Raw genomic sequence first — 20,476 nt, 5'->3', positions numbered from 1 at the left:
GCCACCCGGCCGGGTTTGCGAATCGCGCCAGATTGACGCCGTGAGCCACACCACCCGGACGGCGGACCACGGAGAAAGATCACCGGCAAGCCGCGCACCCGCGCAAGGAATTACCCGTTCCGGGTCCGGCGGCGCCATCGCCGCAGCAAGATCATCTTTGTTCAATCTTGTATGACATGTGACTAATTGTCCTGATCGCAGCCAACCCGATCCGGGCGATTTCACCCGCTCCGGAGCGGGCGGATAGGCATACGGAGACATCATCCGCACCCGTCACAGGAGCATCCGTATGCCCGAACTCACCCGCCGTCGCGCCCTCACCGCGGCGGCCGCCCTCGCCGCCGCGGCCGGTGCCCAGTCCCTCCTCGCGCCCGGCGCCTCGGCCGCCGGCCACTCGCACGAGGGATCGCTCGAACCCTTCGACGAGGTCTACAAGGGCCGCCGAATACAGGGCCGGCCGGCCGGCATGGACGACATGGGCGGGATGCAGGCGACGGGCGGCGGTCACCACCACGGACACGGCACCGGTTACGCGGTGTTCGTGGACGGGGTCGAACTGCACGTGATGCGGAACGCCGACGGCAGCTGGATCAGCGTGGTCAGCCACTACGCCCCGGTCGCCGGCCCGCGCGCCGCCGCCCGCGCCGCGGTCGACGAGCTGCAGGGCGCCGCGCTGCTGCCGTTCCCCGCCAACTGACGCCCGCACAAGGAGTTTCCCCGAACATGACCGTTCGCAAGAACCAGGCCGCCCTGACCACCGACGAGAAGCGGCGGTTCGTCGCCGCCGTCATCGAGCTGAAGCGCAGCGGGCGTTACGACGACTTCGTGCGCACGCACAACGCCTTCATCATGTCCGACACCGACGACTCGGAGCGCACCGGCCACCGTTCGCCGTCGTTCCTGCCCTGGCACCGCAGATTCCTGCTCGACTTCGAGCAGGCCCTGCAGTCCGTGGACGCATCCGTCGCGCTCCCCTACTGGGACTGGAGCACCGACCGGACCGTCCGTGCCTCGCTGTGGGCACCGGACTTCCTCGGCGGTACCGGGCGCAGCTCCGACGGACGCGTGACGGACGGGCCGTTCGCCGCCACCGGCGGGAACTGGCCGGTCAACGTCCGTGTGGACGGCCGTACTTATCTGCGCAGGTCGCTCGGGACAGGCGTGCGCGAGCTGCCGACCCGGTCCGAGGTCGACTCGGTCCTGTCCATGGCCACGTACGACATGGCACCCTGGAACAGCGCCTCGGACGGCTTCCGGAACCATCTGGAGGGCTGGCGCGGGGTCAACCTGCACAACAGGGTCCACGTCTGGGTCGGCGGGCAGATGGCCACCGGGGTCTCCCCCAACGACCCGGTGTTCTGGCTGCACCACGCCTTCATCGACAAGCTGTGGGCCCGCTGGCAGCGCCGGCACCCGGAGGCGGCCTACGTGCCGGGCGGCGGCACGCCGGACGTGGTGGACCTGGACGAGACCATGAAGCCGTGGAACGACGTGCGGCCGGCGGACCTGCTCGACCACACGCGGTTCTACACGTTCGACACCCTGGAGGCCTGATCGGGCCGCCGCTCCGTCAGGCCTCGGCCGTACGGCACTCCGGGTGGCCCCAGCCCTGTGCGTTCTTGGCGATCGGCTCGCCGGCCGCGTAGGAACGGCCGCACAGGCAGCGGCCGGGGAACTTCGCCTTGATGGTCCGGGACGAGGAGCCGCCGCCCGCCGCGCTCTTGCGCTGAGCCGCCTTGCGGCGCGGGGCCGCGGCCGAGTCGGCGGGCGCCTGTGACGGCGGCGGTGCCGCGGAGCCGAGGGCGCTGCCCGCGGCCTCCTGGACCGTGGCCGCCTGGCTGGCCGCGCGGTCGGCGAAGTCGTTCAGCGGGTCGCCGTCGACCTGGTGGGCGGGCACGTACCGGAAGTCGACCGTGCGGCCGTCGAGGAGTTCGTCGATGCGGACGACCAGCTCCTGGTTGGCGACCGGCTTGCCCGCGGAGGTCTTCCACCCGTTGCGCTTCCAGCCGGGCAGCCAGGTGGTGACGGCCTTCATCGCGTACTGCGAGTCCATCCGCACTTCCAGCGGCACGTCCGGGTCGGTGGCCGCCAGCAGCTGTTCCAGGGCGGTCAGTTCCGCCACGTTGTTGGTGGCCCTGCCGAGCGGCCCGGCCTCCCAGCGGGCGGGAGTCGCCGCGTCGTCGGACACCACCCAGGCCCAGCCGGCCGGTCCCGGGTTTCCCTTAGAAGCCCCGTCGCACGCGGCCACCACTCGTTCACGCATGGCCCCGATCATGCCACGGCCGGGGACGGCGCCCGGCCGTGGCCCGGGATGTCCGCCCTGGTCAGACCTCCGCGGCGGACGGCATCTCGCCTTCGGTGGTCGTGACGTCGATCACCGAGAAGTTCGCGCCCTGCGGGTCGGTGAGCGCAGCCATGCGTCCGAAGGGGCTGGTCATCGGCCCGAACCGGAGGGCAGCGCCCAGCTTGGTCGCCTTGGCGACGGCCTCGTCGCAGTCGGCGACGGTGAAGTACACGTTCACGTACGAGGGCACCTCGGGCGGGAAGTCGTCGGTCATCCGCATCCGGCCGAGGACGGGCTGCTCGCCGAGGTGGAACGTGCGGAAGTCGACGTTGTCGTCCTTGATCTGCCGGACCGTGTACGGGAACACGGCCGCGAGGAAGGGGTCGGCCTTCTCCGGCTCGCGGGTGAAGACCTCCGCCCAGCAGTAGGCGCCGGGCACGGCCGTGGCCTCGAAGCCCTCGTGGACGCCGCCCTGCCAGATCCCGAACACCGCGCCGCTGGGCTCACGGGCCAGGCACATGGTGCCGAACTCGCCGACCTGCATGGGCTCCATCAGCACCTCGCCGCCGTTCGCCCGGATCCGTCCGGCGGCGGCCGCGGCGTCCGGCGAGGCGAAGTAAAGGCACCACTGCGACTGCCCCTCCTGACCGGGCATGGGCGGTACGACGGCGGCGACGGCCTTGCCGTCCGCGTAGGCCTGCGTGTAGTTGCCGTACTCCGAGGACGACTCGCCGAACGTCCAGCCGAGCACCTCGCCGTAGAAGCTCTTGGCCCCCTCCAGGTCGCCGAACATCGCGTCGGCCCAACAGGGGGTTCCTTCAGGTTGTACCGCCATCGCCGCGGCCCTTCCGATCGAGCGGGTTCTCCCGGTTCCTCACGCTAGCCACCGGGCCGACCGCCCGCGCGCCGAACGCCGGACTCCGGCGGACACTGGGAAGGGAGTCGGCGGCCTTCGGCGGACGGGGCGCGGTATGGCGGACGTGATGCGGGCGTGGTCGGTGGAGCGGCCCGGACCGGTCGAGGCGGATCCGCTGCGGCTGGTGGAGCGGCCGGTGCCGGTGCCGGGGGCGGACGAGCTGCTGGTGCGGGTGCGGGCCTGCGGGGTGTGCCGCACCGACCTTCATGTCACCGAGGGTGATCTGCCGGTGCACCGGACCGGGGTGACTCCGGGCCACGAGGTCGTCGGCACGGTCGCGGGCACGGGCGCCGGGGTGACGGACTTCGCGGCCGGCGACCGGGTCGGGGTCGCCTGGCTGCGGCGCACGGACGGGACATGCGCCTACTGCCTGCGGGGCGCCGAGAACCTGTGCCCGCACTCGGAGTACACCGGCTGGGACGCCGACGGCGGCTACGCGGAGTACACGACCGTGCCTGCCGCTTTCGCCTACCGGCTGCCCGGCGTCCTCGACGACGTCGCGCTCGCGCCGCTGCTGTGCGCCGGGATCATCGGCCACCGCGCGCTGCGCCGGGCGTCGCTCCCGGCGGGCGGCCGGCTCGGCCTGTACGGCTTCGGGGGCAGCGCCCACCTGTGCGCGCAGGTGGCGCTCGCCGAGGGCGCGCGGGTGCATGTGCTCACCCGGGGTGCCGAGGCGCGGCGGCTGGCCGTGGAGCTGGGCGCGGCCTCGGCGCGGGACGCCTACGAGGCGCCGCCCGAGCCGCTGGACAGCGCGATCCTGTTCGCGCCGGTCGGCGACCTGGTACCGGTCGTGCTGCGTGCCCTGGACCGCGGCGGGGTGCTGGCGGTCGCGGGCATCCACCTCAGTGACGTGCCGTCGCTGAACTACGAGCGGGAGCTGTTCTACGAGCGGGAGCTGCGCAGCGTCACCTCCAACACCCGTGCCGACGGGCGGGAGTTCCTCGCCCTCGCCGAGCGGCACGGCGTGCACGCCACCACGCACGCCTACCCGCTGTCGGAGGCCCCGCGGGCCCTGCGGGACCTGAAGGCCGGGCGTTTCGACGGGGCCGCGGTGCTGGTCAACGACCTTTCCTGAGTCCAACCCCCGGCCGCCCCGGGCACGAGAGCGGGCCACCGGCGCACGAGCGGGAAACGCAACCCTTTCCACCCCGAACTCCAGGTTTGCGCAACTAAGGCATGCAACCGCCCCTTTCGCGCCGTATCCGTAGATCACCAGGGCTGTTTGGCTTGTCCGTGCGCACCACCACCTCGCACACCACCGACCCTCCGGGTCACCGTTGTTCACCTCTCTGCTGGAGGGAATGTGTCCACACCGGACAGCGTCATCGGCTCCGCCGTCGACGAACCCGAGCCGGATCCGACCGCCGACGGACAGCTCACCAGCCTGAGCACCCGGGCGGCACGCCAGCTCGCCACGACCACCAAGTCCGAACCGCAGATGCAGGCCATCACCTCCCGGTGGCTGCTGAAGACACTGCCGTGGGTGGACGTCAAGGGCGGCACCTACCGGGTCAACCGGCGCCTCCAACTGCGCACCGGACGGGGCCGGGTGAGCTTCGAGCACAACGGCGGGGACGACATCCGGGTCATCCCGGGAACCCTGACCGAGCTGCCGATCCTGCGCGGTTACGACGACCAGGAGGCGCTGACCCAGCTCGCGGACCGGTTCCAGCCCCGCGAGGTGCGCGCCGGGCAGGTGCTGTTCGAGGCCGGGCAGCCGGTCACCGAGACCTACCTGGTGGTGCACGGCCGGTTCATCCGGTACGCGGCCGGCAAGTACGGCGAGGAGGAGGTCGTCGGGGTCGTCACCGACGGCGACCAGATGGGCGACGAGGCGGTCGGCCAGACCGATCCGCTCTGGCTCACCTCGGTGCGGGCGGAGACCGCGGGCGTGGTCCTGGCACTGCCCTGGGCGGTCGCCGAGGAGATCATGGACCGGGTGCCGTCGCTCGGCGCCCATCTGCAGGCCTACGTGGACCGGCAGCGGCTTCCGATGAACCGCAAGGGTGAGGCCGAGGTGCCGGTGCAGGCCGGCCACACCGGCGAGCCGACCCTGCAGGGCGGCTTCGTGGACTACGAACTCGCGCCGCGCGAGTACGAGTTGTCGCTCACCCAGACCGTGCTGCGGGTGCACTCGCGGGTCGCCGACCTCTACAACCACCCGATGGACCAGACCCAGCAGCAGCTGCGCCTCACGGTCGAGGAGATCCGCGAGCGCCAGGAGTGGGAGCTGGTCAACAACCGGGAGTTCGGGCTCCTGCACAACATCGACTACGGGCAGCGGATCAGCTCCTTCACGGGGCCGCCGACCCCGGACGACATGGACGAGCTGATCTCCATGCGCCGCAAGACCAAGGTCATCCTGGCGCACCCCAAGGCGATCGCGGCCTTCTTCCGGCAGTGCAACCGGCGCGGCCTCGTCCCCCCGTCCACGAACGTCGACGGGCACGAGATCCCGGCCTGGCGCGGGGTCCCGATCTACCCGTGCAGCAAGATCCCGATCGGCGACGACCACACCACCAGCATCATCGCGCTCCGCACCGGCGAGGCCGACCAGGGGGTCATCGGCCTCTACCAGACCGGTATCCCCGAGGAGTTCCAGCCCGGACTCAACGTCCGCTTCATGGGCGTCAACGAACAGGCGGTCGTCAACTACCTGGTCACCGCCTACTACTCGCTCGCCGTCCTGGTCCCCGACGCGGCCGGGATCCTGGAGAACGTCCAGCTCGGCCGCACCGCCGACTGACGGCCTGGAGCACATCCATGAGCACATCCACCACCTCCTACGCCCTGCCGGGGCCGCCGAACATCGCGGAGCGGCTGCGCCCGGCCAGGCGCACCGGGGCGGTCCCCGGACTGCACTACCGGCCGGCCGTGCCCGCCGACCCGGAGAAGGCCGCCGAACTCGACCGCAGGCTGGAGGCCTGGGCGCGCGAGCTCGACCTGTTCCCCGCGGCCTGGAAGGGGGACTTCTCCGACTTCCAGTTCGGCCGGGCCGTCGCCCTCCAGCACCCGGGGGGCCTCGACCTCGACCGGCTCACCGCCGCCGGCAAGCTGCTGCTCGCCGAGAACATCGTGGACTCCTGCTACTGCGAGGAGGACGAGGGGCGGGGCGGTTCCCGGCGGGGCCTCGGCGGCCCGCTGATCATCGCCCAGTCGGCGCTCGACCCCTTCCACGGCATCCCGGAGCTGGAGGAGGAGTGGCGCGAGGGCATCCGGGCCACCGGCCCCCTGCGGTCGTACCACTTCGCCCTCACGGACTTCGCGGCCTTCGCCACGCCCAGCCAGACCGACCGGTTCGTCCACGACATCGCCCGGCTGCACCTCGGCTACCTCGGCGAGGCCGCGTGGATGGAGACCGGGTATGTGCCGCGGGTCTGGGAGTACCTGGTGATGCGGCAGTTCAACAACTTCCGGCCGTGCCTGTCGATCGTCGACGCGGTGGACGGATACGAACTGCCCGAGCAGCTCTACGCCCGCCCGGAGATCCAGCGGATCACGGCCCTGGCCTGCAACGCCACCACCATCGTCAACGATCTGTACTCCTTCACGAAGGAGCTGGCGAGCGACCCGGACCACCTGAACCTGCCCCAGGTGGTGGCCGCGAACGACCGGCGCGGGCTGAAGGCCGCGTACCTGAAGTCCGTCGACATCCACAACCGGGTCATGGACGCCTTCGAGGAGGAGTCGGCCGCCGTGTCCGCCACTTCTGCGCTGGTCGCCCGTTACGCCGAGGGGCTCGCCGCCTGGGTCTCCGGCAACCACGAGTGGCACGCCACCAACTCCAGCCGCTACCACCTGCCCGACTACTGGTAGCCCCGAACTCCATCCGAAACACCGTCAGAAACACGTCGAGGAGAACCTGTTGACCACCGCCCCTGTCGCTCGGAAGACCACCACGTCAGCCCCGGTGCCGACCCAGTCCAGGTACCAGAACAGCGTCGCGGAGTACTGGAACGCCGAGGAGAACCCGGTCAACCTCGAACTCGGAAAGATCGACGACCTCTACCACCATCACTACGGCATCGGTGAGGCCGACTGGTCGGTGCTCGACGAGACCGACCCCGCGCTGCGCAAGGAGCGCGTCACCGCCGAGCTGCACCGCCTGGAGCACGCCCAGGCCGAGCTGCTCGCCTCGCACCTCGGCGCCCTCACGCCGGCCGACCGGGTCTTCGACGCGGGCTGCGGCCGCGGCGGCGGCAGCGTCGTGGCGAACCTGCGCTACGGCTGCCACTCCGACGGGGTGACCATCTCCGCCAAGCAGGCCGACTTCGCCAACGAGATGGCCCGCAAGCGGGAGGTCGGCGACAAGGTCCGCTACCACCACCGCAACATGCTGGACACCGGCTTCGAGACGGGCGCGTACGCGGCCTCGTGGAACAACGAGTCCACGATGTACGTCGAACTGGAGCTGCTGTTCGCCGAGCACGCCCGGCTGCTGCGCCGCGGCGGCCGCTACGTGACGATCACCGGCTGCTACAACAACGCCTACGGGCAGGCGTCCCGCGAGGTGTCCCTGATCAACGCGCACTACATCTGCGACATCCACCCGCGGTCGGAGTACTTCCGGGCGATGGCCGCCAACCGCCTGGTGCCGGTCCATGTGGAGGACCTCACCGCGGCGACGATCCCGTACTGGGAACTGCGCAAGCAGGCCGACCACCTGGTGACGGGGATCGAGGACGCGTTCCTCACCGCGTACAAGAACGGCAGCTTCCAGTACCTGCTGATCGTGGCCGACCGGATCTGACCCGACGGCGGTTCCACGAGGGGGCGGTGTCCGCGGGCACCGCCCCCTTCCCCGTCCGGCTCACTCGCCCGCGTAGGCCTTCTGCAGCGCGGCGATGTCGAGCTTGCCCATCGCGTACATGGCGCGGGTGGTGCGCGCCGCCTTCTCCGGGTCGGCGTCGCCGATCATCTCGATGAGCCCGTCCGGGATCACCTGCCAGGACACGCCGTACCTGTCCTTGAGCCAGCCGCAGGGACCGGGCTCTCCGCCGTTCTCGGTGAGCTTGGCCCAGTAGTGGTCGACCTCCTCCTGGCCGTCGCAGTAGATCTGGAAGGAGATCGCCTCGGTGAACCTGAACTGCGGGCCGCCGTTGATGGCGACGAACTTCTGCCCGTTGGCCGTGAAGTCGACGGCGAGCACCGACCCCGCCTCCCCCGGCCCGGCCTCGTTGTACCGGCCGACCTTCCCGATGCTGGAGTTCTTGAAGATCGACACGTAGTAGTGGGCGGCCTCCTCGGCCTGCCCGTCGAACCAGAGACACGTGGTGAATCCGTCGGTGGTCATGAACACCTCCTGGGAGCGGCGAACGCGGTCATGTCTACCGACCCCCGATCGCCGAGAAACTCATCGCTGAGCGGCGAAGGAGGAGCCGGATCCGCCGGCGGGCGACGTCCGGGCGTTCTGCCGGCGGCTGCGGGAGCATGGCGGGGCGTGCGGCCGCCGAAAAGCGCTGGCCCCGGGGCAGGGGCAGGGGCATCCTGCCCACTGTGGACGCACTGGAATTCAGGGTGAAGGACCCCGGGCTGCGGGACATCTTCGACCAGGACGCCGAACGGTACGAACGGGCCCGGCCCCGCTACCCCGCCACGCTGGTCGAGGAGCTGGTCCGGGTCACGGGGGCCGGGCCGGGCGTCCGGGTGCTGGAGATCGCCGCGGGCACCGGAAAGCTCACCGCCGACGTGGCGCGGTCCGGCTGTTCGATCACCGCCGTGGAGATCGGCCCGAGCATGGCCGCCGTGGCCCGCCGTCAGCTGGCGCCGTTCCCCCGGGTGGACGTGGTGGTGTCGGCCTTCGAACAGTGGGAGCTGCCGCCGGAGCCGTTCGACGCGGTGGTCTGCGCGACCGCCTTCCACTGGCTCGACCCGGCGGTGCGGCTGCCGAAGGCGGCCCGGGCACTGCGCCCTGGCGGCGTCCTCGGCATCGTCACCACCCACCACGTGGCGGGCGGCACCGAGGACTTCTTCGCCGAGGTCCAGGAGTGCTACGAGCGATGGGATCCGGCCACCCCGCCCGGCCTGCGCCAGACCCGCGAGGCGGACCTCGCGACCGACACGGCCGAGTTCACCGGGTCCCCGTACGTCACCGACGTCGCCGTGCAGGGCCACGCCCAGGAGATCACGTACACCACCGAGCAGTACCTGGACGTGCTGCTCACCTACTCCAACCACCGCGCACTCCCGCAGGCCGCCCGGGACGGGCTGCTCGCGGGCATCCGCGAGCTGATCGACTCCCGGTACGGCGGTGCCGTCACCAAGCGGTACTGGCACGAGCTGGTCACAGCCGTACGCGGCGGGCCGTAGCCGCCTTGTCCACAGCCCGCCACCGGCGGTTTTCCGCCAGGGCGGGAAACGGGGCGCATGCGTCGCGTCACCCCGGGTACCCGAGCTTCGAGGCACGCATGAGACGTCCGGTTCCGGGTACCCGGGGCTGGGAGCCACCTGGACAGGGCCGGGACGACACCCGGCCGAAGAGGCAGCCGCCGCAATGTGAGTGACCTGGGAGAGTCAATGAACACCGCCGGGATCCGGTCGGAAGCAGTGAACACCGCTCACCCCGTCGAGGCGTGGACGCCGGAGGGGGCACTGCCAGGAATCGAGGACCCGAAGACCGTCGCCCCGCGTGACGCACGCGAGCTTTCCCGCCAGTTCTTCCACCGGATCGGGGAGCTGGAGGAGGGCACGCACGAGTACCAGTACGCCCGCAACACGCTCATCGAGATGAACATGTCGCTGGTCCGGTTCGCGGCCGGGCGGTTCCGCAACCGCGGCGACGACATGGAGGACATCGTCCAGACCGGGATGATCGGCCTGATCAAGGCCATCGACCGGTTCGAGCTGTCGCGCGAGGTCGAGTTCACCTCCTTCGCGCTGCCGTACATCGTGGGCGAGATCAAGCGGTTCTTCCGGGACACCACCTGGGCGGTTCACGTGCCGCGCCGGCTCCAGGAGCTGCGTGTGGAGCTGGCCAAGGCGCGCGAGGAGCTCTCCAGCCGCCTGGACCGGGAACCGACGGTCGCCGAGCTCGCCACGCTCATGAACCTGTCCGAGGACGAGGTGGTCGAGGGCCAGCTGGCCGCCAACGGCTACAACTCCTCCTCCCTGGACGCCGCGCTGACCGGGGACGGCCCGGAGGACGGCGAGGCGGTACTGGCCGACTTCATCGGGGTGGAGGAGGAAGGCCTGCGGCTCGTGGAGGACTTCCAGTCGCTGGCCCCGCTCATGGCCGAGCTGAGCGAACGGGACCGGGAGATCATCCATCTGCGGTTCGTGGAGGAGGCCACCCAGGCCGAGATCGGTGAACGGCTCGGCTGCTCCCAGATGCATGTCTCCCGCCTGATCAAGCGGATCATCACCCGGCTGCGTCAGGGGATGCTGGGCGAGCTCGGCTGCGCCTGACGGCAGATCCACGGGCGCTGCCCCGCACCGGCGCGTGGGGCGGCGCCCGTGGTGACGGTCACCGGGTTCACCTGGTCACCGGGGGTTCACCTGGTGACCGGAGGTTCACGTGCTTCACCCGGGGAAGCGCACCAGCGCGCGTACCCGCTTGCCGACCGGCACCCGCTCTGCGACCACCTCCGCGGCCAGGGCATGGACGATCTCCAGCCCGTGCCGGCCGACCCGCTCGGGGTCCCTGGGGAAGCGCCGGGGCAGGGCGGCGCTGCTGTCGTACACGGAGACCAGGACCGCGCTGTCCGTGCCCTCCAGTTCGAGGATGTACGGGCCGTTGCTGTGCCGGTCCGCGTTGGTCACCAGCTCACTCACCACGAGCAGCAGCTCACCGTCGGCCCGGGGATCGATCGCGGCGCACCACTCGGTCCTGAGCTGCTCCAGGAAGCCGGCCGCGAAGTCGCGCGCCTCGGCGATGCAGCCGGGCTCACCGGTGTAGTGCGCCGCGCGTCGCAGCGGCTCCACGGGTACGTCGAAGCCAGTGGGTATCACTGCCCCGCCCAGGTTTTCGATCATGCGTGTCTCTCCAGGAGGCCGGCCCGGCCCGTCGCTGTTGCATCCATGCTCGTACCCCGAGTGCGCCCCGACAGTCCCCGGCGCTGTTCGCCGACCGCGCACATCTCACGTCGCGCTGGTCACAGCCCCGGCGAACCGGGGCCGGCCGAGCCGGACGGTACCTGCCGGGCCGAGGACGCCGGGGCGGCGGACGACACGGCGGCCCCGGGACCGTGCGACGCCGGCGACGCCGCGGACTGCGCGGACTGCGGGGCGAGCGGCTGCGCGGAGGACGGCGGCTCGGAGGCCGGTCCCTGCGACTTCGGCGGCTGTGACGCCGGCGACTCGGTCTTCGGGGACTCCGTGCGTGGGGACTGGTTCTGGGACTGCGGGGACTCCGTACGGGGCGACTCGGTCTTCGGTGACTCGCTCCTCGGAGGCGCCGAGGAGGGCGGTTCGGAGGACGGCGGCTTCGAGGACGGCGGTTCGGACGAGGGCGGCTTCGACCCCGGCGACTGCGCGGACGGGGAGTTCGGCGACGGGGAGTTCGGGGACGGCGGCTTCGACGACGGGGGCCTGGAGCCGTTCCCCGGGCTCGCCGGCGTCGACGGGCCGGACGAGGCCGGCGGGCACGGGGTGGTGCCGGCCGACCCGGGTCTGCCGGACGCGGGCGGGCAGCCGTGGTGCGGCGGCGGGTTCATGGGGTCCGGGTCGGCCGGGGGCCTGGCCGGGCGGTCGTCGTGGCCGGTGTGGTCGCCGCGGTGGCGGCCGAACCAGTCGTCGTGCTCGTGGTCGAAGACGACGAACACCTTGACGACCTGCGCGGCGGGTGCGACGACGACCACGTTCGCGGGCCGGTAGGCGGCCCAGGCGGTGCCGACGGTCCTCGGGGTGGTCGGCTGTGCGACCGGCGGGGCGAGCGGGTTGCCGCAGGCGCACCGCAGCCGGGGCACGCCGTGCCCGTCGACCAGGACGGCGGTGCCCGCCTGGAGGACGGACTGGTAGGTGGTCGTCCTGCCGTCGCGGTAGCCGTGGGCGGTGACCCGGGTGTCCGCGCGCAGCTGTACGGGGGTGAGGGAGCGCAGGTAGGCGGGGACCGCGGCGGGCCGGACGCCGACCTGCGAGGCGAACGCCCTGTTGCGGGAGGGCGCAGCCTGGAAGTACCTGATCTGCTGTTCGACGTCGCAGCTGGTGCTGTTCTTCGTGCCGCTGTAGAGGCCGGGCGCCCCGCCGCTCACGCCGCGCACCTCGTTGGCCGACGCGGCGGAGGCGACCGGGGCGGCGGACACCTGCGCGGCTGAGCTCTTCGCGGCGGTCGACTCGGTGAACGGGTCCTGGCCGGAGCTGTTGGCGGCCTGCAGGAAGACCTCGCCGCGCCGGCCGGAGCTGTCGCCCGAACGGGTGAGGACCACGGCCAGGGCCGCGGCGACCAGCACAGCGGTGGTGAGCGTCGCGACCCGAGGTGCCGACCGCCACCACGGCCGGTGCGGCTCGTCGCCCCGGCCGTCGCCGCCGGTCGGCTGCGAGGGGGGTCCGGGAGGTGGCCCCGGGGGCCCGGACAGGGGGCCGGAGGGGGGTCCTGTGGGGCGGCCGGACGACGGCGGTTCGACACTCACGCGCTCATCTCCCCAGTGCGGTAAACAGCATGGGCGAAAAATGCCTCATTCGGGGCATATCGAGGCCAATGTGCGCCGGTGCGGCACCGCCCGCAAGCCGACGCGGACGGACCACCCGGCGGGCGGCGGGTGCGGGGGTTGCCTAGCGTGACAGCGTGCGTCCCCCCATCGTCTCCGAGCGGCCGGTGGCCGCGCCGCCCGGCCGGCCCGTGCCGCGGCACGGCTGGGTGCCGGCCCTGGCCGTGGTGCTGGCCGCGTCGGTCGCGATGCTCGTGGTGGCCGCGGTGGGGCTGTGGGCGGCGGGCGCGGCGGACCTGCCGAGGGGCGCGTTCCTGCCGGTGGTGCTCGCGGCCGTGGTGACGGCGGTCGGCGGCGCCGTCGAGCTGTCGGGGAACGCGAGCGACCTGGCCCGCACGAACGCCGGGCTCACGGTCGTTCCGCTGTCGGTGACGCTGGTCGGGGCGCTGGTCGCCGCCGGGGGCTTCCTGCGGCCGCTGCGGCACCGGGCGGTGGCCGGGGCCGCGGAACTGGCCGGGTGGGCGGCGCGGATCGCGGTGCTGTGGCTGCTCGCGCTGGTCGGGCTCGCGGCCGGGGCCCGGCACACCTTCGCGGTGGACGTGGGCAGCGGCACCCTCAGCGATATCACCGGCGCGCTCGGCGCCGCACCAGAGGCCGGCTTCACGGGCGATGTGCCGCAGACGGCCGGGTTCGGGCTGCTCTGGCTGGCAGGCGTCCTGCTGCTGGCGCTGCTGGTCTCACGCGGGGCGCCGCTGCCGGGGCGCCTGCTGCGCTTCCAGGCCTCGGTGCGCCCGGCGGCCCACGCGATGGTCGTGCTGCTGCTGGCCTACGTCGCGCTGGCCCTGGTGATCGCCCTGGCCACGATGGTGACCCGCGGGCACGCCAGGGAGACGCTCGCGGTGATCCTGCTCGGGCTGCCCAACCTGGCCTGGACGGCCCTCACGCTCGGCCTGGGCGCCACCTGGAAGGGCAGGGTCGACGGGCCGTTCGGGCTGCCGGTGCCGAAGGTGCTCGCCGAGGTGCTGCGCACACCGGACGTCTCGACGCTGAACCTGCGCACGGTCACCGCCCACGACGGCCGCTGGTGGTGGCTGGCCTCGGTGGCCGCCGTGCTGCTGCTGGCCGCCGCGTTCCTGATGGCCGCCCGCTCCCCGGCCCGGATCCGCGCCTGGCAGCACGCCCTGCACCTGGCGGTCGCCCTCGCGCTGACCATGCTCACGCTGTGCCTGACCGGGCGGATCTCCGCCCACTACGGCCTCTCCCTGCTCGGCATCGGCGACCTGGGCGGCAACCTGTCCGGGGAACTGCTGCTGGAGCCCGTGCTCTGGCCGGCGCTGGGCCTGGGCGCGCTCTGGGGTCTGCTCGCCGGGTTCCTGGGCGCGCTGCTGGCCCGTCCGGTGCACCGGCGCGGCGAGGTGGCGGCCTGAGCGCAGCCCGCCGTCAGAGGTCACCGCCGGGGGCGACCACCCGGGTCGGTTCGCGGCCGGGACCGTCGCGCCCCGGGCCGGTGCGGTCGGTGACGTACGTGGACAGCCGCCGGCCGTCGCCGTACAGCCAGCGTCCCCCGGCCGGGTCGTACAGCCACACCGACTCCCCGTCGACCACCACGCCGATGCGCAGCCCGTGCGTGCGGCCGCGGAACGACTCCCCGTCGAGGCCGCCGGCGGCCAGTTCCTCGACCGCGGCCCGGTAGTCGGTGAGCGCCTCGGCGGCGCGGGCCAGGAGGGGGCGCGGGTCGGTTGCCTCGGTGGGCGGGCCGCCGGTGACCGGCGGGTCCTGGGGCACGGCGACGAGGTAGCGGCCGTCGACCCAGGCGGACCAGCCGTTGGCGCAGCCGATGTGCGCCCAGTCGCCGTGCCGTTCGACGAGCTGGACCGGCAGCAGCGGGTCGAGGGGCACGGTGGGCCGGGCCGGGTCGGGGGCCTCCCAGGCGGGCATGCCGTCGCCGGGGACGACATGGGTGGGCCGGAATCCTGGCGTCGTCGTCATCGGTCGCCTACTTCCGCATCACGGCCGGTTCGTGCCGGCGCAGCAGCCGGGAGAGCACACAGCCGAAGACCACCGACAGCACCACCAGCATGACCATGTTCCGCAGCCAGACGCCCGCCGAGTGCCGGAAGAAGGGGTCGGCGGTGAGGGTGCCGGGCACGATCCGGTGCAGTTCGACGGTGCCGGCCATCGCGCCGAGCGCCCAGCGCGACGGCACCAGCCAGGCGACCTGTTCGAGGCCGGGCACGCCGTCCAGCTTCAGCAGGGTCCCGCAGAAGACGACCTGGACGACGGTGAGCAGCACAAGGAGCGGCATCGTCACCTCCTCCTTGCGGACCAGCGCGGAGATCAGCAGGCCGAGCATCATCGCGGTGAAGGAGAGCACGGCCACCGCGACGGTGATCTCCAGCAGCGGCGGCATCAGCACCCCGTCGCCGCCGGGCGCGTTGAGGGCGACGCCGGCCAGGCCGACCTGGGTGAGCACGATCGCCTGGAGCACGGTGATGGCGCCGAGGACGACGATCTTCGACATCACGTACGCCGATCTGGGCAGGCCCACGGCTCTCTCGCGCTGGTAGATGACCCGCTCCTTGACCAGTTCGCGCACGGCGTTGGCCGCGCCGGTCAGCACGCCGCCCACGCACAGGGTGAGCAGGGCGTTGGTCGCGGTGTCGAAGGTGAGCCTGTTGCCGGCCACGGCGCGGGCCATCGCGCCCATGACGAACGGCAGCCCGATCATGATGGCGAGGAAGGTCCGGTCGGCGGCGAGCGCGGCCGTGTAGCGGCGCACCAGCGTCGAGAACTGGGCGCCCCAGCTGCGCGGTCTGGGCGGCGGGGCCGCGGTCACCGGCCCGGAGCGCGGCACCACCGGCTGTGCGCTGGAGTTCACGATGTACTTCCGGTGGTACGACGAGGCGCGGTACTCCCCCGCCCAGTCCCGGCCGGTGTCCCGCTCGAACGCCTCGAACGCCTCGGGCCACTCGTCGAACCCGAAGAAGCCGAGGGCGTCGCCGGGCGGCCCGAAGTAGGCCGTCCGGCCGCCCGGTGCCAGGACGAGCAGGCGGTCGCAGACGTCGAGGCTCAGCACGCTGTGGGTGACGACGATGACGGTGCGGCCGTCGTCGGCGAGGCCGCGCAGCATGTTCATCACCGAGCGGTCCATCCCGGGGTCGAGTCCGGAGGTCGGCTCGTCCAGGAAGAGCAGGGACGGTTTCGTCAGCAGCTCCAGGGCGACGCTGACCCTCTTGCGCTGCCCGCCGGAGAGGCTGTGCACGGGCTGCTCGGCGCGCTGTTGAAGGCCCAGTTCCCGGATGACCTCGTCCACCCGCTGCCGGCGCTCGGTCTTCGCGGTGTCCTGGGGGAAGCGCAGCTCGGCGGCGTAGGTGAGGGCGCTGCGCACGGTCAGCTGGACGTGCAGGATGTCGTCCTGCGGGACCAGTCCGATGCGCTGGCGCAGCTCGGCGTAGTCGCGGTAGAGGTCGCGGCCGTCGTAGAGGACGGTGCCGTGCTCGGCGGGGCGCTGGCCGGTGAGCGCGCCGAGCAGGGTGGACTTGCCGGCGCCGCTCGGTCCGACCACCGCCAGCAGGCACTTCTCGCCGACCGGGAAGGAGACGTGGTCGAGGAGGATCTTGCGGCCGTGGTCGACGGCGACGGTCAGTTCCTGGACGTCGAGGGAGACCTCGCCGGTGTCGACGTACTCCTGCAGCTCGCCGTCGACCAGGCAGAAGGCGGAGTGGCCGATGCCGACGACGTCCCGGGGGCCGAGTGGAGCGCGGGTGACGGCGCTGCCGTTGAGGTAGGTGCCGTTGTGGCTGTCGAGGTCGACGATCTCGTGGCTGCCGTCGGGGTTGCTGCGCAGTTCGGCGTGGTGGCGGGAGACGATCAGGTCGTCGACGACGATGTCGTTGTCGGTGGCACGGCCGATGCGGACCGTGCGGGCCGGGAGCCGCCGTACCGAGGAGGGCTGCCGGAAGGTGCCGGTCCTGGCGGGCATGGAGACGGCCGAGGGGCGGTCCGCGGCGGGTGCCGGGCGACCGCTCAGGACGGCGGACGGCCCGTCGGCGGGGCTGCCGAAGCGGATCACCGTGCCCGGTCCGACCTCCCACTCCCGGATGCGGCGGCCGTCGGCGTAGGTGCCGTTGGTGCTCTGCTCGTCCTCCAGCGTCCAGTGGCCGTCGTCGGGCCGCAGCACCGCGTGGTGCCACGAGACCCGGGCATCGTCGATGACGATGTCGCTCAACGGGTCCCGCCCGACGTGGTAGTCGCGGCCCGGGCTCATCACCGTGGATCCCGTGTCCGTCTCCAGGACGAGTTCGGGCGCCGTCGAGGCGACCGGCCACTCCGCCATGGCGAGAATTCTACCGATCCGCCCACTTCTGTGCCTGGTCAGGGCCGCCGGGCGGCGGCCGTCACGGGTCAGGCGACGGGGACGACGAGGGCCGGGATGGTGCGCTGCATCCGCAGGGCGTCGATGGACTCGGCGAGCAGTTCGTACTCCGTGGTGTCGTCCTGGAGCGCGATCCGCACCAGCCGCCCGCCGGCCAGCTCGTCGGCGACCAGTTCCTGCCGGGCCGCGTCGGCGCACCAGGCGCGCAGCAGGCCGGGTATGTCGGAGACGGTCCCGGCGACCGGGACCAGCGACCCCTGCGGGAATCTGGGGTTCTCGGGTAAGGGGTCGAGGCGTTCCGCGATCCAGGAGGCCCGGTCCCGTAACCACCACAGCGCCAGTGCCAGGGTCGGCGCACGGTAGGTGCCGAGCGGAACGCCGATGCGTTGCCCGCCGCACATGCCGTATGCCGTGACATGGCACAGGAATTCGTCGTGCACGATCACTCCCCCGTAGCTCGCCGGTGTGCCGTCGCGGCCGGGTTTCCGTGCGGCTCCTGTGCGGTGAAGTGCTCCTGACATTCGAGTATGTTCACTTTCGAAACACTGTCACCACACCTTTCCGGCCAGTCTCTTGGCATATTCCCCCTGCGAATTGGCCGAAATGCGCGAGCTGCACCGGCCGGCCTTCATTACCCGAGGGGTAATCGACCCGCCGCACGGACCGGGGCATGGTGGTGCCAACGGATCGCCGCACACCGCGATCCAGCCCCTGACCAGCAGTGACGACCTCGATGGAGGCTGATTCACCATGTCCGTGAACACCGACCGTTACCAGACCGCCGCCGCCCGCTACTTCGAGGCCTGGAACGCCACCGAGCCGGCGGCGCTGGGCAAGGCCGTCGCCGAGGCCTGGGCGCCGGAGGGCAGTTACACCGACCCGCTCGCGGATGTCTCCGGGCATGCGCAGATCACGGCCGTGATCGCGGCGGCGCACGAGCAGTTCCCCGGTTTCGTCTTCCGTCCGCTCGGGGCCGTCGACGGCCACCACGACACGGCCCGCTTCGGCTGGGAGCTGGTGAACGAGGCGGAGGGCTCGGCTCCGGTGGCCGGTTTTGACGTGGTCACGCTCAGTGAGGACGGCCGGATCCTCCGGGTACTGGGTTTCCTGGACCGGGTTCCGGCCGGGGCGTGAGCCGGCGCCCGCGATGACCGGCCGACTGGCGTGCAGGTCGCCGGGCGACGATTCGGGTCGATCGCCCGGCGACGGGTCGGCTCGGTCGCCGGGTGCCGATTCGGGTCGGTCACCGGGCGACGACCGGGCGGCTCAGCGGTTGATGATCGCGTCGATCCGCACCAGCTCCTCCGCGTCGAAGTCGAGGTTCCCGATGGCGCCGACGCAGTCCTCGACCTGCTGCGGGCTGCTCGCGCCGATCAGCGCGGAGGTCACCCGGCCGCCGCGCAGCACCCAGGACAGGGCGAGCTGGGCCAGGGTCTGGCCGCGGCCCTTGGCCACGTCGTCGAGGTCGCGCAGCTGGGCGACCAGGTCCGCGGTGACGGCGTCCGAGTTCAGGAAGGGGCTGTCGCTCGCGGCCCGCGACCCCTCCGGGATGCCGTCGAGGTAGCGGCCGGTGAGCAGGCCCTGCTCCAGCGGGGAGAAGACGATGGAGCCGACCTGGAGCTCGTCGAGGGCGTCCAGCAGGCCCCCGGTCTCCGGGCGCCGGTCGAGCATCGAGTAGCGCGGCTGGTGGATGAGGAGCGGGGTGCCGAGCTCGCCGAGGATCCGGGCGGCCTCGCGGGTCTGCTCCGCCGAGTAGTTGGAGATGCCGACGTAGAGCGCCTTGCCCTGCTGGACCGCGGAGTGCAGGGCGCCCATCGTCTCCTCCAGGGGAGTCTCCGGGTCCGGGCGGTGCGAGTAGAAGATGTCGACGTAGTCCAGGCCCATCCGGGTCAGGGACTGGTCCAGCGAGGACAGCAGGTACTTGCGCGAACCCCACTCGCCGTACGGGCCGGGCCACATCAGGTAGCCCGCCTTGGTGGAGACGACCAGCTCGTCCCGGTAGCTCGCGAAGTCCGCCCGGAGCGCCTCGCCGAACGCGGACTCGGCGGCGCCGGGCGGCGGGCCGTAGTTGTTGGCGAGGTCGAAGTGGGTGACGCCGAGGTCGAAGGCGCGGCGCAGGATGGCGCGCTGGGTCGTCACGGGCCGGTCGGGCCCGAAGTTGTGCCACAGGCCGAGCGACAGCGCGGGAAGCTTCAGGCCGCTGCGGCCGCTGCGGCGGTACGGCATGTCGGCGTAGCGGTCGGGGTGTGCGGTGTACAACGCGACTCCAGAGGGGTGGGCACAGGATCTACCGATGCCACTCTTTCCCGCGCCGCGGGCAGTGGTCCAACAGGAGAATCCGATGGAATTGTGCGACTAAGCTGCTCAATCATGGAACTGCGCCACCTCCAGCACTTCGTCGCCGTCGCCGAGGACCAGCACTTCACCCGGGCCGCCGAACGGCTGATGGTGTCCCAGTCCGGTCTGTCGGCCTCCATCCGGGCCCTGGAGCGGGAGCTGCGGGCGCCGCTGTTCGTGCGCACGACCCGCCGGGTGACGCTGACCGAGGCGGGCCGGGCGCTGCTCGGCGAGGCGGAGCGGATCCTCGCCCAGGTGCGCTCCGCGCACGAGGCGGTGGCCGCGGTGCAGGGCGTGCTCCGGGGGACGCTGGCGCTGGGCACCGAGCAGTGCATCGCCGGGGTGCACGTGGCGGGGCTGCTCGCCGCGTTCCGGCGCCGCCACCCGGACGTGGAGATCCGGCTGCGGCAGGCCGGCTCGGGCGCGCTCGCCGAGGAGGTGGCGGCGGGCCGGCTCGACCTGGCCTTCGCCTACCGCACCCAGGACGACACCGACCAGCTGCGCTCGGTGTCCCTGACCGCCGAGCCGATGACCGTGCTGTGCCACCCCAGTCACCGGCTGGCGACGGCCGGCCCGGCCGTGACCCCGGAGGACCTCGGCGGGGAGGTGTTCGTCGACTTCCACCCGGACTGGGGGCCGCGCCGCTCGACCGACGCGGCCTTCGCCGGGGCGGGCGTGCGGCGCACGGTCGCCCTTGAGGTCAACGACGTGCACAGCCTCCTCGACCTCGTCGACGAGAACCTCGGCATCGCCGTCGTACCCCGCCACTTCCGCCACAAGCGCCCCACGCTGACCGCGCTCGCGCTCAAGGACACGGACGAGACCGCGTACGAGACGGTCGCCCTGCTGCCGCCCGAGACGGCCACCAGTCCGGCGGCCAGGGCGCTGATCACCCTCCTCGAAACAGGGGGCCTGGCAACACCCCCGGACGGGCCCTGCCCCTCCTGACCCCGGCTGCCCGCCGCCGCAGACTCGTGAAC

At 72.2% G+C, this 20,476-nt stretch carries 19 protein-coding genes and 1 pseudogene; 11 read left to right on the top strand and 9 right to left on the bottom strand.

Annotated features, from left to right (window positions below; genetic code table 11):
• Window positions 1-289: 289 nt before the first annotated feature.
• Together ACIQVL_RS36775 and ACIQVL_RS36770 are read left to right on the top strand one after the other, a co-directional pair.
• Window positions 290-697, top strand: a complete 408-nt coding sequence (locus tag ACIQVL_RS36775; protein ID WP_403477500.1) for a tyrosinase cofactor — start codon at window positions 290-292, stop codon at window positions 695-697.
• A 26-nt stretch (window positions 698-723) separates the two neighbouring features.
• Window positions 724-1,554: a tyrosinase family protein gene (locus ACIQVL_RS36770; protein ID WP_403437563.1), complete on the top strand. Its 831-nt coding sequence runs from the start codon at window positions 724-726 to the stop codon at window positions 1,552-1,554.
• A 16-nt stretch (window positions 1,555-1,570) separates the two neighbouring features.
• Here ACIQVL_RS36770 and ACIQVL_RS36765 read toward each other — a convergent pair whose 3' ends face one another.
• Entirely contained in the window at window positions 1,571-2,275 is a 705-nt protein-coding gene (locus ACIQVL_RS36765) for a ribonuclease H (protein WP_403437562.1), read from the bottom strand.
• A gap of 49 nt (window positions 2,276-2,324) precedes the next feature.
• The gene (locus tag ACIQVL_RS36760) at window positions 2,325-3,119 is read right to left on the bottom strand and encodes a VOC family protein (protein WP_403437560.1); all 795 of its coding nucleotides are present in this window, start codon (window positions 3,117-3,119) and stop codon (window positions 2,325-2,327) included.
• Window positions 3,120-3,267: 148 nt separating this feature from the next.
• On the opposite strand from ACIQVL_RS36760, the gene ACIQVL_RS36755 reads away from it, so the two are divergent.
• The 4 genes from ACIQVL_RS36755 to ACIQVL_RS36740 all read left to right on the top strand — a co-directional run bounded on the left by ACIQVL_RS36755 (window position 3,268) and on the right by ACIQVL_RS36740 (window position 7,950).
• Window positions 3,268-4,275 carry a zinc-binding alcohol dehydrogenase family protein gene (locus ACIQVL_RS36755; RefSeq protein ID WP_403437647.1) on the top strand — a complete coding sequence of 336 codons (1,008 nt, stop codon included), beginning with the start codon at window positions 3,268-3,270 and terminating at the stop codon, window positions 4,273-4,275.
• 228 nt (window positions 4,276-4,503) lie between these two features.
• Window positions 4,504-5,946, top strand: coding sequence for a family 2B encapsulin nanocompartment shell protein (locus ACIQVL_RS36750; RefSeq protein ID WP_403477499.1), 1,443 nt, complete (start codon window positions 4,504-4,506; stop codon window positions 5,944-5,946).
• Window positions 5,947-5,963: 17 nt separating this feature from the next.
• On the top strand, window positions 5,964-7,016 hold the full coding sequence (locus ACIQVL_RS36745) for a family 2 encapsulin nanocompartment cargo protein terpene cyclase (RefSeq protein ID WP_403437558.1): 1,053 nt from the start codon (window positions 5,964-5,966) through the stop codon (window positions 7,014-7,016).
• Window positions 7,017-7,065: 49 nt separating this feature from the next.
• Window positions 7,066-7,950 carry a geranyl diphosphate 2-C-methyltransferase gene (locus ACIQVL_RS36740; RefSeq protein ID WP_403437557.1) on the top strand — a complete coding sequence of 295 codons (885 nt, stop codon included), beginning with the start codon at window positions 7,066-7,068 and terminating at the stop codon, window positions 7,948-7,950.
• A 60-nt stretch (window positions 7,951-8,010) separates the two neighbouring features.
• Here the strand turns inward: ACIQVL_RS36740 and ACIQVL_RS36735 are convergent, their stop codons facing one another.
• Window positions 8,011-8,493: a VOC family protein gene (locus tag ACIQVL_RS36735; RefSeq protein ID WP_403477498.1), complete on the bottom strand. Its 483-nt coding sequence runs from the start codon at window positions 8,491-8,493 to the stop codon at window positions 8,011-8,013.
• 194 nt (window positions 8,494-8,687) lie between these two features.
• On the opposite strand from ACIQVL_RS36735, the gene ACIQVL_RS36730 reads away from it, so the two are divergent.
• Window positions 8,688-9,509, top strand: a complete 822-nt coding sequence (locus ACIQVL_RS36730; protein ID WP_403437646.1) for a methyltransferase domain-containing protein — start codon at window positions 8,688-8,690, stop codon at window positions 9,507-9,509.
• A 207-nt stretch (window positions 9,510-9,716) separates the two neighbouring features.
• Window positions 9,717-10,604: an RNA polymerase sigma factor SigF gene (locus ACIQVL_RS36725; protein ID WP_403437555.1), complete on the top strand. Its 888-nt coding sequence runs from the start codon at window positions 9,717-9,719 to the stop codon at window positions 10,602-10,604.
• A gap of 114 nt (window positions 10,605-10,718) precedes the next feature.
• Here ACIQVL_RS36725 and ACIQVL_RS36720 read toward each other — a convergent pair whose 3' ends face one another.
• Both ACIQVL_RS36720 and ACIQVL_RS36715 read right to left on the bottom strand, forming a co-directional pair.
• On the bottom strand, window positions 10,719-11,171 hold the full coding sequence (locus ACIQVL_RS36720) for an ATP-binding protein (RefSeq protein ID WP_403437554.1): 453 nt from the start codon (window positions 11,169-11,171) through the stop codon (window positions 10,719-10,721).
• Window positions 11,172-11,512: 341 nt separating this feature from the next.
• Window positions 11,513-12,766: pseudogene (locus ACIQVL_RS36715) on the bottom strand (DUF6777 domain-containing protein); the annotation flags it as partial.
• Window positions 12,767-13,032: 266 nt separating this feature from the next.
• Here ACIQVL_RS36715 and ACIQVL_RS36710 point away from each other — a divergent pair.
• Window positions 13,033-14,211: a streptophobe family protein gene (locus ACIQVL_RS36710; protein WP_403437645.1), complete on the top strand. Its 1,179-nt coding sequence runs from the start codon at window positions 13,033-13,035 to the stop codon at window positions 14,209-14,211.
• A gap of 13 nt (window positions 14,212-14,224) precedes the next feature.
• Here the strand turns inward: ACIQVL_RS36710 and ACIQVL_RS36705 are convergent, their stop codons facing one another.
• The 3 genes from ACIQVL_RS36705 to ACIQVL_RS36695 all read right to left on the bottom strand — a co-directional run bounded on the left by ACIQVL_RS36705 (window position 14,225) and on the right by ACIQVL_RS36695 (window position 17,599).
• Window positions 14,225-14,773, bottom strand: a complete 549-nt coding sequence (locus tag ACIQVL_RS36705) for a hypothetical protein (RefSeq protein WP_403437553.1) — start codon at window positions 14,771-14,773, stop codon at window positions 14,225-14,227.
• A gap of 7 nt (window positions 14,774-14,780) precedes the next feature.
• Window positions 14,781-17,120: an FHA domain-containing protein gene (locus tag ACIQVL_RS36700; RefSeq protein WP_403477497.1), complete on the bottom strand. Its 2,340-nt coding sequence runs from the start codon at window positions 17,118-17,120 to the stop codon at window positions 14,781-14,783.
• Between the two features lie 68 nt (window positions 17,121-17,188).
• Window positions 17,189-17,599 (bottom strand): hypothetical protein, encoded by a 411-nt coding sequence (locus tag ACIQVL_RS36695; protein WP_403477496.1) that lies wholly within the window; start codon window positions 17,597-17,599, stop codon window positions 17,189-17,191.
• A gap of 310 nt (window positions 17,600-17,909) precedes the next feature.
• On the opposite strand from ACIQVL_RS36695, the gene ACIQVL_RS36690 reads away from it, so the two are divergent.
• Window positions 17,910-18,293 carry a nuclear transport factor 2 family protein gene (locus ACIQVL_RS36690; RefSeq protein WP_403477495.1) on the top strand — a complete coding sequence of 128 codons (384 nt, stop codon included), beginning with the start codon at window positions 17,910-17,912 and terminating at the stop codon, window positions 18,291-18,293.
• A gap of 132 nt (window positions 18,294-18,425) precedes the next feature.
• Here the strand turns inward: ACIQVL_RS36690 and mgrA are convergent, their stop codons facing one another.
• On the bottom strand, window positions 18,426-19,418 hold the full coding sequence (gene mgrA / locus ACIQVL_RS36685; RefSeq protein ID WP_403437548.1) for an L-glyceraldehyde 3-phosphate reductase: 993 nt from the start codon (window positions 19,416-19,418) through the stop codon (window positions 18,426-18,428).
• 111 nt (window positions 19,419-19,529) lie between these two features.
• On the opposite strand from mgrA, the gene ACIQVL_RS36680 reads away from it, so the two are divergent.
• Window positions 19,530-20,444, top strand: coding sequence for a LysR family transcriptional regulator (locus tag ACIQVL_RS36680; protein WP_403477494.1), 915 nt, complete (start codon window positions 19,530-19,532; stop codon window positions 20,442-20,444).
• Window positions 20,445-20,476: the final 32 nt, after the last annotated feature.

This window comes from Streptomyces sp. NPDC090499, from assembly GCF_044769305.1.
Taxonomy (GTDB): Bacteria; Actinomycetota; Actinomycetes; order Streptomycetales; family Streptomycetaceae; genus Streptomyces.
This window is presented reverse-complemented; position numbering and strand designations above follow the sequence as displayed.